Genomic DNA, 12870 nt, shown 5'->3' on the forward strand with positions numbered 1-12870 from the left:
GCAACCTCCGCGCTGGCGGCTGCGGCCGCGCCCGCGCCTGTTCCTGATGCCGCCACCCTGGCGGCCGTGCGCGCGCGGCCGCCGCAGGATGAGGTGATCTATTTCCTGCTGCCCGACCGCTTCGCCAATGGCGACGTGCGGAATGACCGCGGTGGCCTTACCGGCAATCGCCTGCAGACGGGCTTCGATCCCACGTCAAAGGCCTTCTATAACGGCGGCGATCTGGCCGGCGTGCTGCAGAAGCTGGACTATATCCAGGGCCTGGGGGCCACTGCGATCTGGCTGGCGCCGGTGTTCAAAAACAAGCCGGTGCAGGGCGGGCCGGGCCAGGAATCGGCCGGCTATCATGGCTATTGGATCACCGATTTCACCCGCGTTGATCCGCACCTGGGCACGAATGAGGAGCTGAAGCGGCTGGTCGATGCGGCCCATGCGCGGGGCATGAAGGTCTATCTCGACATCGTTGCCAACCACACCGCCGACGTGATCCAGTATCGCGAATGCGTGGACAAGCCCTGCCCCTATCGCAGCCGCGCCGATTATCCCTACAGCCGGCGCGGCGGCATTGGTGGCGCGCCGATCAACGATGGTTTTGCCGGTGACCATGTGCAGACGGCGGCGAACTGGGCAAAGCTGACGCGGCCGGATTTCGCCTATACGCCCTTCATTCCAGCCGGTGAGGAAAACGCCAAGACGCCGGCCTGGCTCAACGACCCGATCTATTACCACAACCGCGGTGAGACGGTTTATCGCAACGAATCCAGCACATTCGGCGATTTCTCCAGCCTTGACGATCTCGCCACCGAGCATCCGAGCGTGATCGATGGCATGATCGCGATCTATGGTGACTGGATCGACCGGCTCGGCATCGATGGCTATCGCGTCGACACCGCCCAGCATGTGAACCCGGAATTCTGGCAGCGTTTCGTGCCGGCGATCATCGCGCGGGCCAAGGCGGCCGGCATCCCCAATTTCCACATCTTCGGCGAGGTATCGGTTGACGAGGTGGACGTCGGCCGCCTGGCGCGCAACAGCATCAACACCGGCATGGACAATGTGCTGGATTTCGCCCTGACCAACGCCGCCATGCAGACGATCGCCGGCACCGCGCCGACATCGGTGCTGGCGCGGCTGTTTGCCGATGACGTGCTCTATCCAAAGGGCCAGGCCACCGCCGGCACCAACGCCACCTTCATCAGCAACCACGATGGCGGCCGCTTTGCCTGGTTCGTGCGCCGCGCCAACCCGCAGATGGGCAGCGCCGAACTGGGCCAGCGCACCCTCCTTGCCCATGCGCTGCTGCTGTTCGCGCGCGGCGTGCCAACGCTCTATGCCGGCGACGAGCAGGGCTTCATGGGCACCGGCAACGACCAGCTCGCCCGCCAGCCGCTGTTTGCTAGCCAGGTCCCGGAATATCGCGCCATGATGCGGCTGGGCACCAGCGCCGGCCATGACGTGGCCAGCTATGATCCCAATCACCCCTTCTATCGCGCGCTGAAGGCGATGATCGCGGTGCGCAAGGGCGATGCCCGGCTGCGCACCGGCACCACCCAGGTGCGCGCCGCCGGCGATGCGCCGGGGCTGTTCGCCTTTGCCCGCCGCATCCCCGGCCAGACTGGCGAAACACTGGTGGTGATGAACACCAGCAATGCGCCGCTGGCGGCCAGCGTGATGATCGATCCCGTCGCCATGCGCTGGACCAGCCGCTATGGCACCTGCCCGGCCAGCGCCGCCGCCCCCGGCACGCTGGCCATTTCATTGCCGCCACTGGGCGTGGCGGTGTGCAGCACCGAAGAAGGCCCCAAATGATGCCTGATGCCGCCCAACCGGCTGCAGACGCCGGCACCCACGCCACCCTGCCGTGGTGGCATGGCGCCAGCATCTACCAGATCTATCCACGCAGCTTTCTCGACACCAATGGCGACGGCATCGGCGATCTGCCCGGCATCACGGCGGGGCTGGACCATGTTGCGGCGCTGAATGTCGATGCCATCTGGCTGTCGCCCTTCTTCACCTCGCCGATGCAGGATTTCGGCTATGACGTGTCGGATTATCGCGGCGTCGATCCGATCTTCGGCACGCTCGACGATTTCGATGCGCTGGTGACGCGCGCCCATGATCTGGGCCTGAAGATCATCATTGACCAGGTGTGGAGCCACACGTCGGACCAGCACGCCTGGTTCCGGGAAAGCCGGCAGAGCCGTGTGAACGACAAGGCCGATTGGTATGTGTGGGCCGATCCCAAGCCGGACGGCACCCCGCCATCCAACTGGCAATCGGTGTTCGGTGGCCCGGCCTGGACCTGGGACGCGCGCCGCCAGCAATATTATCTGCACAATTTCCTGACCACCCAGCCCGATCTCAACCTGCACAATCCCGCGGTGCAGGAAGCCATATTGGGCGTGGCGCGCTTCTGGCTGGAGCGCGGGGTTGATGGCTTTCGCATCGATGCCATCAATTTTGCCATGCATGATCCGGAGTTGCGCGACAATCCGCCCGCCAGCGGCAACCACAAGCGCACGCGGCCGTTCGATTTCCAGAACCGCATCCACAACATGTCCCACCCCGATATTCCGCTGTTCCTGGAACGGGTGGCCGGCGTGGTGAACAGCTTTTCGGAACGCTTCACCGTGGCCGAAGTGGGCGGCGACAATGCCATTGCCGAGATGCACGAATTCACCGCCGGCGCTGCGCGGCTCAACAGCGCCTATGGCTTCAACTTCCTCTATGCCGATCAGCTCGATGCCCGCACCGTTGCCGATGCACTGGCCGAATGGCCGGACACGCCGGGCACCGGCTGGCCGAGCTGGGCCTTTTCCAATCATGATGCGCCGCGCGCCGCCAGCCGCTGGCACGGGATGTGCCCGCACGATGATTATGCCCGGCTGATCATGCTGTTGCTGGTGGCGCTGCGCGGCAACATCTTCCTTTATTACGGCGAGGAGCTGGGCCTGACCCAGGCCGAGATCGGCTTTGAGGATCTGCAGGACCCGGAAGCCATCGCCAACTGGCCGCTGACCCTGGGCCGTGACGGCGCCCGCACGCCGATGCCGTGGACAGCCAACGCCGCCAACGCCGGTTTCTCGACCGGCAAGCCATGGCTGCCGCTGGGCGCCGATCACGCTAGCCGCGCCGTCGATGCGCAATGCGCCGATCCGGCTTCGATGCTGCACTGGACACGCGGTCTGATGGCCCTGCGCCGGTCGCAGCCGGAGCTGCGCCACGGCAGCGTGACGGTGGCGGTGGCGCAAGGCGACCAGCTGGTGCTGCACCGGGATTGGGCCGGGCAACGGCTGGTGTGCGCCTTCAACCTCGGCGCCGCGCCAATCAGCGTCGATCTGCCGCCGGCGACCATCCTGGCCCAGCATGGCGGGGCGAGCCTGGCCCGCCTGCCGGCCTATTCGGGACTCATCGCCCTATGCGCCTGATCCTTGCCCTGTGCGCGCTGCTGCTGGCGCTCCCTGCGCTGGCCGAACCAGTGGTGCAATCGCCTGATGGCCGCACCCGCGTCAGCGTAACGGGTGATGGCGACGGCCGGCTGTACTGGCAGGCCAGTCGCGATGGCCAGCCGCTGCTGGCGCCGTCGCCGCTGGGCTTCATCCTCGCCGACGCGCCCAAGCTTGACCGCAAGCTGGCGATCACCGGCGAAGCGCACAGCAGCAGCGACATGACCTGGGATCAGCCCTGGGGTGAACGGGCGAAGGTGCGGGACCGCCACAACCAGCTGGTGCTGCACATTGCCGAGACCAGCGTGCTGCAGCGCAAATTCGATCTTGTGCTGCGCGTGTCAGACGACGGCATTGCCCTGCGCTACAGCTTTCCCGAGCAGCCAAACCTGAAGACCCTGCGCATCGTGGCGGAGCTGACCGAATTCCGCATCGCCAATGCCGCCGGTGGCCGCGCCTGGTGGATCCCGGCGCTGGAATGGAATCGCGAGGAATATCTCTATCGCGCCACTGGCATCACCGAGGTGGGCCTCGCCCAGACGCCGATGACGATGCAAACCACCAGCGGCACCTGGCTCTCCATCCACGAGGCCGCGCTGGTCAACTACGCCGGCATGAACCTGCAGCCGGCCGGCAACGGCATCTTCCGTGCCGCGCTCACCCCGTCATCCAGCGGACCGCCGGTGGTGGTGGCGGCGCCGTTCGTGACGCCGTGGCGGGTGGTGATGATTGGCGATACGGCTCCGGCGCTGGCCAACTCCAACCTGATCCTCAACCTCAACGATCCCAACAAGCTGGGCGATGTCAGCTGGGTGCACCCGTGCAAATATGCCGGCATCTGGTGGGGCATGCACCTTGACCAGCAGAGCTGGGCGACGGGGCCGAAGCATGGCGCCACCACCGCCAACGCCATCAAGATGATCGATTGGGCGGCCGCCAATGGCCTGTGCGGCCTGCTGATCGAAGGCTGGAACAAGGGCTGGGATGGCGACTGGTTCGCCAACGGCTGGGATTTCCGCTTTGCCGAACCGACGCCCGATTTCGACATGGCCGCCATCGCTGCCTACGCGAAGAAGAAGGGGATCGGCCTGATTGGCCACCACGAGACCAGCGGCAATCTCGCCAATTACGAGGCCCAGCTCGACGCCGGCATGGCCTGGTACCAGCAGAACGGCGTGACGATGGTGAAGACCGGCTATGTCGCCGACGCCGGCGGCCTGCAGGTCAGCGCCCAGACGCCGGGCATCGACATGAATGGCCAGCCGCGCGGCCTCACCTATGAATGGCACGAAGGCCAGGCCAGCGCCCGCCACCACGTGAAGGTGCTGGAAGTTGCCGCGGCCCACCACATCAGCGTCAATTCGCACGAGCCGATCAAGGACACCGGTCTCCGCCGCACCTACCCCAACTGGGTGAGCCGCGAAGGCGCGCGCGGCATGGAGTTCAACGCCTGGGGCAACCCCAACAACGGCCCCGAACATGAAGCGACGCTGGCCTTCACCCGCCTGCTCGCCGGGCCGATGGACTACACCCCGGGCATCGTCAGCCTGGAAGGCCGCGGCCAGAAAATCCCCTCGACGCTCGCCAAGCAGCTGGCGCTGTATGTGACCATCTACTCGCCGTTGCAGATGGTCGCCGATCTGCCCGAAAATTATGCCAAGGCACCCAAGGCGGCGATGGACTTCATCCGCGCCGTGCCGGTGGACTGGGAGGAATCGGTGACGCTGGCGGGTGAGCCCGGCAGCCATGTCGTCACCGCCCGCCAGCGCCGCGGCGGCCAGGATTGGTGGCTGGGCGCGGCCGGTGGCAAGGCGGCCGTGCGGGTCGATGTGCCGCTCGCCTTCCTGACGCCGGGCAAACGCTATCGCCTCACCCTGTGGCGCGATGGCGACAGCGCCGATGCCAACCCGCATGATCTCGCGGTTGAATCCCGCATCGTCACCAGCGCCGATCACCTCGCCATGCGGCTGGCAGCGGGCGGCGGCGGGGCGGCGGGGCGGTTTGACTTGATCAAATGATCAACCGCCGCACTCTCATCGCCGGCAGCGGCGCGCTGCTGGCAGCCCCGGCCTTCAGCCGCGAGTCCATCCAGTTCACCCGCCATCCCGATGTCTCCGGGCCGGGCCTGCTGCCGCGCCATGTCGATGTGTGGGTGCCGCCTGACGCCGATGATGGCCGGCCCTTGCCGCTGCTCCTCATGCACGATGGCCAGAATCTGTTCGAGCCGGCCTCGGCCTATGGCGGTGTCACCTGGGGCGTCGCCGAAACCATCATGGCCGGCATGGCCGCCGGCACGCTGCCCCCAATGATCGTCGCTGGCGTGTGGAACACAGGCGCCCAACGCTGGGGCGATTATGTGCCTGCCGAACTGATGGCGCGGCTGCCGGCACCGCTCGCCGCACGCTTCGACCAGGTTGGCGGTGGGCCGTCGCGATCGGATGCCTATGTCAGGCTGTTGGCGGACACCGTGCTGCCACTGCTGCGCGCCAACCACAAGGTGGCGCCCGGCAAAGTGGTGATCGCGGGCTCCTCGATGGGCGGCCTGGCCTCGTTGAACGCGCTGATGTTGCGGCCCGACCTGTTCCGGGCCGCCGGCTGCCTGTCCACCCACTGGCCGGTGCTGGCCCCGGTGCCGGGAGCCCAGGCCGGCGAGGTGCCCGCGATTCAGGCCGCAATCCGTGACTGGATCGGGGCGCGACTGGGCGCGCCGGCCGGCCGACGCCTCTGGTTTGATCATGGCGATCAGGGCCTCGACCAATATTATGCCCCATTCCAGGCTGTTGCCGATTCCGCCGTGACCGCTGCAGGCTGGCGCCGTGACCGGGATTTCGTTAGCCGTTATTTCCCCGGTGCCAGCCACAACGAGGCCAGCTGGGCCGCAAGGCTTGCGTTAACGTTCACATTCCTGTTCAAAGGCTCTTGATGACCGCCGCCACGTCCCTGCTGCTGTTCGGTGCCACTGGCGACCTGTCGCGGCGCATGCTGATCCCGTCGCTGTTTGGCCTGCACAGCGACGGCCTGCTCCACCCCGATCTCCGGATCATCGGCACGGCCCGGTCAAAGCTCGACGCCGGCAGCTTCCGCGAACTGGCCGCCAAGGCACTGGAGCAATGTATCGAGGCCGAACGCCGCCCGGCCGCGGCGGTGGCCAGCTTCCTCGAGCGCCTCGCCTATGTGCCGCTTGATGCGACCAGTGCCGCCGGCTTTTCGGCGCTGGCTGGCGAAGTCGGCGATCCGTGCCGGCTGGCGATCTTCCTCTCCACTGCGCCCAGCCTGTTCGGATCGACCATCACCGGCCTGTCGGGCGCGGGCCTGGCCTGCAGCGGCGCGCGCCTGGCGCTGGAAAAACCGCTTGGCCACGATCTCGCCAGCAGCCGGGCGATCAACGATGCGGTGGCCGCCGCCTACCCCGAAAGCCAGATTTTCCGTATCGACCATTATCTGGGCAAGGAAACCGTCCAGAACCTGCTCGCCCTGCGCTTCGGCAACATCTTGTTCGAGCCGCTGTGGAACGCCACCGGCATCCAGTCCGTCCAGATCAGCGTGGGCGAAACCGTCGGCCTGGAAGGGCGCGGTGATTATTATGACGGCATGGGGGCGCTGCGCGACATGGTGCAGAACCACATGTTGCAATTGCTGGCGCTGGTCGCGATGGAGCCGCCGGCCCGTCTCGACCCCGCCGCCGTGCGCGACGAGAAGGTGAAGGTGTTGCGCTCGCTGCGGCCGATCGGGCCACGCGAGGTGGAAAGCCACAGCGTGCGCGGCCAATATGGCGCCGGCGCCATCCTGGGCCAGCCGGTTCCGGGCTATGCCGACGAACTGGGCCGCGCATCGGATACCGAGACGTTCGTGGCGCTGAAAGCCCGTGTCGACAATTGGCGCTGGAAGGGCGTGCCTTTCTATTTGCGCACCGGCAAGCGCACGCCCGAACGGCTGAGCGAGATCATCGTGCAGTTCCGCGACGTGCCGCATTCGATGTTCGGCGATGCCGCGCTAAAGGCCAACAAGCTGATCATCTCGATCCAGCCCGACGAGAATATCGGCTTGCAGATGATGGCCAAGGTGCCGGGGTTGGATCGCGACGGGGTCAAGCTGCGCGCCGTGCCGCTCGACATCGGCATGAAGAACGCCTTTGCCGATGTGCGCCGCCGCATTGCCTATGAACGGCTGATGCTTGACCTGGTCGAAGGCCGGCAGACACTGTTTGTCCGCCGCGACGAGGTGGAGGCGCAATGGACGTGGATCGACGAAATCCGGGCCGGTTGGGCCCAGACCGGCATGGGCGTGAAGCCCTATGCCGCCGGCAACTGGGGCCCGGCCGCCGCGATCGCGCTGACCGAACGCGACGGAGTGAGCTGGCATGACTGAACTGGTCGCAGCCGACATCGGCGGAACCCACGCCCGCTTTGCCCTGGCCCGGCTTGATGGCGCCGGCAACGTGGTGGCGCTGGACGAACCGGTGGTGATGCGCTGCGCCGAACATGCGTCGTTGCAGATGGCGTGGGAGACATTTGGCACAACGCTGGGCCGGCCGCTGCCACGCGCCGCCGCCATTGCGGTGGCCGGCCCGGTGGTGGGTGAAGAGCTGAAATTGACCAACAATCCCTGGGTGATCCGCCCGGCGCTGGTCAACGAGAAGCTGGGCCTGGATGCCCATGTGCTGGTCAATGATTTCGAGGCGGTCGCCTATGCCGTCGGCGCCTGCGGCGAGGGCGAGTTCCGCCACCTGTGCGGCCCCGATGTGCCGCTGCCCGATGCCGGCACCATCTCCGTGCTCGGCCCCGGCACCGGGCTGGGCGTTGGCTTGCTGGTCAAGCGGGGCGGGCCGGACTGGCAGGTGTTGCCGACCGAAGGCAGCCACGGCGATTTCTCGCCGGTGGATTCGCTCGAAGACGCGATCCTCGCCCATTTCCGCCGCCGCTTTGGCCGGGTTTCGGCCGAGCGGGTGATCTCCGGGCCAGGGCTGGCCGATATCCATGCGGCGCTGGCGGCGCTGGAAGACCAGGCCATCCAGCCGATGGACGACAAGACGCTGTGGAGCCTGGCCATGAGCGGCGCCGACAATCTGGCCACCGCCGCGCTTGACCGTTTCTGCCTGGCGCTCGGCACCTTCGCCGGCAACATCGCCCTCGCGCATGGTGCCGGCGGCGTCGTGATCGGCGGCGGGCTGGGCGCGCGGCTGGCCGATCATCTGCCAAAGTCCGGCTTTGCCGGCCGCTTTGCTGCCAAGGGCCGGTTTGAAACGCTGATGCGCAGCCTGCCGGTCAAGCTGATCACCCATCCCCAGCCCGGCCTGTTCGGCGCGGCTGCTGCCTTTGGCCGAAAGCACAAATGATGGATATCGACAGCGTGATGACCCTGGCGCCGGTGATCCCGGTGCTGGTGGTTGACGACGTGGCCCATGCCCGCCCGCTGGCCGAAGCGCTGGTCGCCGGTGGCCTGCCGGTGCTGGAGGTGACGCTGCGCACCCCGGCTGCGCTGGAGGTGATTGCCGCTATGACCGAAGTGCCCGGCGCCATCGTCGGCGCCGGCACCGTGCTGTCAGGCAGTGACATTGCTGGCGCCCTGTCAGCCGGCGCGCGTTTCCTGGTGTCGCCGGGCATCACTGCCGCGCTGGGTTCGGCGGCCCGCACCAGCAACGTACCGTTCCTGCCCGGCGTCGCCAGCGCCAGCGACATCATCCGCGCCCAGGAAATGGGCTTTTCGCGGCTGAAATTCTTCCCGGCCGTCGCCGCCGGCGGCTTGCCGGTGCTGCGCGCCTTCACCGCAGTGTTCGGCAATGTGCGCTTCTGCCCGACCGGCGGCATCACCGAGGCCAGCGCACCGGAATGGCTGGCCGAGCCGGCGGTGGCCTGTGTGGGCGGCAGCTGGATCGCCAAGCGCGGCGAGACCGACTGGGCGGCGATCGAAGCGCGGGCGCGGGCCGCGGCCACCTTGCGCGGTTGAGCCTTATTCGGCGGGTCGCGGCCTGAACCACCAGACGCCCGCCAGCAGCAGTGCCGGCACTGCGAATGCCGCCAGTGCCCACCAGCTTGGCACCAGCAGCAGGCGCGTGACGGCCGCCAGGCTGCCAAGCAAAATGAACTCGCCCAGCGCCATCAACAGCGAGCTGCGATAGCGCTTGCGAAAGGCGCTGCGCCGCGCCGGTGGCTGGGTCCAGGCCTGCATGGCGGCGCTGGCCAACCCGGCGAGCAGCGCCATCGGCAGCATCAGCGCTGCCGCGATGGGGGAACGGAACAGCACCAGCAGCGCCAGCGCCGACACCAGCAGCATCGGCGGGGTGAGCGCGGCGGCCAGCTTGGCCCGGGTGGCGACGCCGCGCCGCAATGGGGCCGCCGCGATCAGATCAGGCGCATCTTCGGCGCACAGCACCAGCCAGGCCAGCGACGAAGCCAGCGTGCCGCCCAGGAATACACCGGCGGCGGCCAGCCGCTGCGGCGTGATCTGGCCGTCGGTGAAGATCAACGCCAGGATCGGCACCATGAACACCAGCTGCTGACCAATCTGCGAAATCAGTTCCGGATCGCGGCCGAGCAGTTTCAGTTCCTTGCCATAAAGGACCTTGAACGCGCTGCCGCCAAAGCGGGCGCGGCGGCCCTGCTTCGGCGTGGCGGGCAGGGCATCACTGTCCACCGGGGCGGCTTCCAGCCGACCGGCCGCGACCCGGGCCGACAGCGCGGCTGCGGCAAAGGCCAGGCCCAGCACCGCAATGAGCGGAAGCGGCTGGCCAAACACCGCCTGCGCCGGCCAGTCGAGCGGGGCCGACGGGCGGTGCGACAGCAGCTTCAGCTGCGCATCAAACCAGTCCGGCGCGAAATTGGGGGCCTGGCCCAGGCCGAAAACGGTGGCGGCCAGGATGATGCCTGCCACCTGCGCCGCCAGCTTGGCGCGACGCGGCCCCAGCAGCCGATCGAGCCCGGTGGCGATGAGCAGGGCCAGCGCTGTCGCCGTCACCGCAACCGCGATCACCACCAGCGGCCCGGCCAGCCAGCCGCCCCGGCCCATCAGGGCGCAAAACAGGAAGAAGGGCGCGCTGAGCATCAGGAAGGGCAGCGCCACGATGGCCTGCACCCCGGCCACCCGGGCGGCCACCACGCGCGTCACCGGCACCGGCGCGGTGAGCAGCAGTTCCAGCTCACCGCGATCGCGGCCCAGTCGCAGCACATGGGCATATGCCGAGCTGAGCATCACCAGCAGCATGCCGGCCAGCACCGCGCCGACATAGCCCAGCGAGCCAACCGGCAGCATCGGCGCCGCCCGCGTGCGCCAGGCCATCGCCGCGCCGCCGATCACGGGCAGGATGGCCAACACGCCAATGGCGATCATGCGGCCCACGCGCCCGCCCTCGCGGCCGCGCGCCTTTACCCGCACGTCGTGCAGCACCAGCCAGGGGAGGCTGGCCGGCCGCGCCAACGCGATCAGGCTGCTCATGCGTCGGCCAGTTCCAGGAACAATTGTTCCAACGTGGTGCCTTCGGCGCGGCCCACGGCAAGCTCCGCCATCGTGCCTTCGGCCACCAATCGCCCGGCGCGAATGATGCCGATGCGCTGCGCGATGCGTTCGGCGACCTCCAGGATATGCGTGGTCAGGATCACGGTGCCCCCGGCCGCGACATGTTCGAGCAATATGTCCTTCACCGCACGCGCAGCAGCGGCATCAAGACCGGTCAGCGGTTCATCCAGGATCAGCAGGCGCGGGCTGTGGATCAGCGCACCGGCCAGCGCCACTTTCTGCTTCATGCCGCGCGAAAAGCCTTCGCAGCGGATGTCGCGCTTGTCCCACAGGGTCAGCCGCTGCAGCAGGGCTTCGGCGCGCGGCTCGGCCTCGGCCGCCGGCACGCCCCACAGGCCGGCGATGAAGGCGAGATACTCGTTCGGGGTCAGCTTGTCATAGAGCAGGGGTTCGTCGGGCAACCAGGCGATCAGCCGCTTGGCCTCGATCGGGTCGGCCAGTGCATCGACGCCGAACACGCTGATCTCCCCCGCATCAGGGCGGGCAAGGCCAGTGACCATGCGCAGCGTCGTCGTCTTGCCGGCGCCATTGGGCCCCAGCAGCGCATAGATTTGCCCAGCCGGCACCAGCAGATCCAGATCCTTGACGGCCTGAAAGCCCTCGAAGGCCTTGGCCAGGCCGCGGATGTGCAAGGCAGGAATCGGTGCGTGCATGGCGCAATCGATAACAAACCCGGCCCACCATTGCGATGAACGCGCGTTAACCGGATGAAATCAGGGGTTGAGCCGCAACCCGGAAGGGCAGAAAGTCGCGGCAAGACCAAGAACCGGGGGAAGGATCATCGCATGCGGATTTCGCTTTTGATTGCAGCGGCACTGGCCAGCACCAGCCTGGCCCAGGCCCGCGTCATCCATGTCGGGCCGGGCGCCGATGCCCAGGAGAGGCTGCAGACCGCCCTGATCGAGGCGCAGCCGGGCGACACGGTGCACATCGCCGCCGGGCGCTATGCGCTGGCCGACGGCCTGTCGCTCGATGTGGACAATGTCACGGTGCAGGGCGATGGGCCAGACAAGACCATCCTCGATTTCACCGGCCAGAAAGTGGCGGGCGAAGGCCTGCTGATCACCTCCAGCAAGGTGGTGGTGCGCGATCTGGGCGTGGAAAACCCGGCGGGTAACGGCATCAAGTCCAAGGGCAGCGACGGCATCGCGCTGGTCAACCTCAGGGTGGAATGGACCGGCGGGCCGAAATCCACCAACGGCGCCTATGGCCTTTATCCAGTGTCCTCTAAGAATGTGCTGATCGATCGCAGCGTGGTGAAGGGCGCGTCGGACGCCGGCATCTACGTGGGCCAGTCGCAGAACATCGTCGTGCGCAAGAGCCGGGCCGAACAGAATGTGGCCGGCATCGAGATCGAGAACAGCTATGACGCCGATGTGATCGGCAACACCGCCACCAACAATGCCGGCGGCATCCTGGTGTTCGATCTGCCCGACCTGCCGCAGCAGGGCGGCCGCAACGTGCGGGTGACGGGCAACCAGGTGATCGCCAACAATCACCCGAATTTTGCCGCGCCAGGCAATATCGTCGCCGGCGTGCCGTCGGGCACCGGCATCATGGTGATGGCCAACAGACAAGTGACGGTTGCGGGCAACACCATCATGGGCAACACCGGCAACGGCGTGATGATCGTCGCCTACACCCAGGCCTTCACCGACAAGGCCTACAACCCGCTGCCGCGCGAGGTGACGGTGGTGGGCAACCAGTTCACCGCCAATGGCCGGTCACCGGCCTTCCCCGGCGGCAAGGAAATCGCTGCGGCGGTGGGCGGCACGCTGCCGCCGGTGATGTGGGACGGGATCACCCGCTATCGCGTGCCCGGCGGCGGCGAGGTGCAGGCCAGCGGCGCCATCGCCAGCGACGCCCCGGCGATCAGCCTGAACCTGGGCCTGCAGGGCACGCCGGCCAGCGC

10 protein-coding genes are annotated in these 12870 nt (G+C 67.5%); 8 read left to right on the forward strand and 2 right to left on the reverse strand.

All coding sequences use genetic code 11. The features are described from left to right. The 7 genes from GJ693_RS09115 to eda form a co-directional block, all read left to right on the forward strand. Nucleotides 1–1809, forward strand: a 1809-nt coding sequence (locus GJ693_RS09115) for an alpha-amylase family glycosyl hydrolase (RefSeq protein ID WP_408014556.1), incomplete at its 5' end; no start/stop codon positions are given. After that, entirely contained in the window at nucleotides 1806–3428 is a 1623-nt protein-coding gene (locus GJ693_RS09120; protein WP_156255998.1) for an alpha-amylase family glycosyl hydrolase, read from the forward strand. The genes GJ693_RS09115 and GJ693_RS09120, both read left to right, overlap by 4 nt. Further along, complete coding sequence (locus tag GJ693_RS09125; RefSeq protein ID WP_156255999.1) at nucleotides 3419–5464, forward strand: glycoside hydrolase family 97 protein; 2046 nt, start codon at nucleotides 3419–3421, stop codon at nucleotides 5462–5464. The genes GJ693_RS09120 and GJ693_RS09125 overlap by 10 nt, the downstream gene beginning before the upstream one ends. Further along, nucleotides 5461–6369, forward strand: a complete 909-nt coding sequence (locus GJ693_RS09130) for an alpha/beta hydrolase (protein WP_156256000.1) — start codon at nucleotides 5461–5463, stop codon at nucleotides 6367–6369. The genes GJ693_RS09125 and GJ693_RS09130 overlap by 4 nt, the downstream gene beginning before the upstream one ends. Then, entirely contained in the window at nucleotides 6369–7814 is a 1446-nt protein-coding gene (gene zwf, locus GJ693_RS09135; RefSeq protein ID WP_156256001.1) for a glucose-6-phosphate dehydrogenase, read from the forward strand. Before GJ693_RS09130 ends, zwf begins: the two co-directional genes overlap by 1 nt. Then, nucleotides 7807–8781: a glucokinase gene (gene glk, locus GJ693_RS09140; protein WP_156256002.1), complete on the forward strand. Its 975-nt coding sequence runs from the start codon at nucleotides 7807–7809 to the stop codon at nucleotides 8779–8781. Before zwf ends, glk begins: the two co-directional genes overlap by 8 nt. Next, entirely contained in the window at nucleotides 8781–9392 is a 612-nt protein-coding gene (gene eda, locus GJ693_RS09145; protein ID WP_197042078.1) for a bifunctional 4-hydroxy-2-oxoglutarate aldolase/2-dehydro-3-deoxy-phosphogluconate aldolase, read from the forward strand. The genes glk and eda overlap by 1 nt, the downstream gene beginning before the upstream one ends. Nucleotides 9393–9395: 3 nt before the next feature. Here the strand turns inward: eda and GJ693_RS09150 are convergent, their stop codons facing one another. Together GJ693_RS09150 and GJ693_RS09155 are read right to left on the reverse strand one after the other, a co-directional pair. Beyond that, on the reverse strand, nucleotides 9396–10877 hold the full coding sequence (locus tag GJ693_RS09150) for a hypothetical protein (protein WP_156256004.1): 1482 nt from the start codon (nucleotides 10875–10877) through the stop codon (nucleotides 9396–9398). Next, entirely contained in the window at nucleotides 10874–11611 is a 738-nt protein-coding gene (locus tag GJ693_RS09155) for an ABC transporter ATP-binding protein (protein WP_156256005.1), read from the reverse strand. Before GJ693_RS09155 ends, GJ693_RS09150 begins: the two co-directional genes overlap by 4 nt. A 132-nt stretch (nucleotides 11612–11743) precedes the next feature. Here GJ693_RS09155 and GJ693_RS09160 point away from each other — a divergent pair. Continuing rightward, a partial coding sequence (locus tag GJ693_RS09160) for a parallel beta-helix domain-containing protein (protein WP_156256006.1) occupies nucleotides 11744–12870 on the forward strand: 1127 nt, incomplete at its 3' end.

Origin of the sequence: Sandarakinorhabdus oryzae, from assembly GCF_009733735.1 — a bacterium.
In the GTDB taxonomy this organism is placed as follows: Bacteria; Pseudomonadota; Alphaproteobacteria; order Sphingomonadales; family Sphingomonadaceae; genus Sandarakinorhabdus; species Sandarakinorhabdus oryzae.

What these genes read in the sequence shown, in the direction of transcription:
- zwf (WP_156256001.1), top strand. Translation starts at nt 6,369, where the DNA reads ATGACCGCCGCCACGTCCCTGCTGCTGTTCGGTGCCACTGGCGACCTG.
- GJ693_RS09155 (WP_156256005.1), bottom strand. Translation starts at nt 11,611, where the DNA reads ATGCACGCACCGATTCCTGCCTTGCACATCCGCGGCCTGGCCAAGGCC.
- GJ693_RS09130 (WP_156256000.1), top strand. Translation starts at nt 5,461, where the DNA reads ATGATCAACCGCCGCACTCTCATCGCCGGCAGCGGCGCGCTGCTGGCA.
- GJ693_RS09120 (WP_156255998.1), top strand. Translation starts at nt 1,806, where the DNA reads ATGATGCCTGATGCCGCCCAACCGGCTGCAGACGCCGGCACCCACGCC.
- glk (WP_156256002.1), top strand. Translation starts at nt 7,807, where the DNA reads ATGACTGAACTGGTCGCAGCCGACATCGGCGGAACCCACGCCCGCTTT.
- eda (WP_197042078.1), top strand. Translation starts at nt 8,781, where the DNA reads ATGGATATCGACAGCGTGATGACCCTGGCGCCGGTGATCCCGGTGCTG.
- GJ693_RS09125 (WP_156255999.1), top strand. Translation starts at nt 3,419, where the DNA reads ATGCGCCTGATCCTTGCCCTGTGCGCGCTGCTGCTGGCGCTCCCTGCG.
- GJ693_RS09150 (WP_156256004.1), bottom strand. Translation starts at nt 10,877, where the DNA reads ATGAGCAGCCTGATCGCGTTGGCGCGGCCGGCCAGCCTCCCCTGGCTG.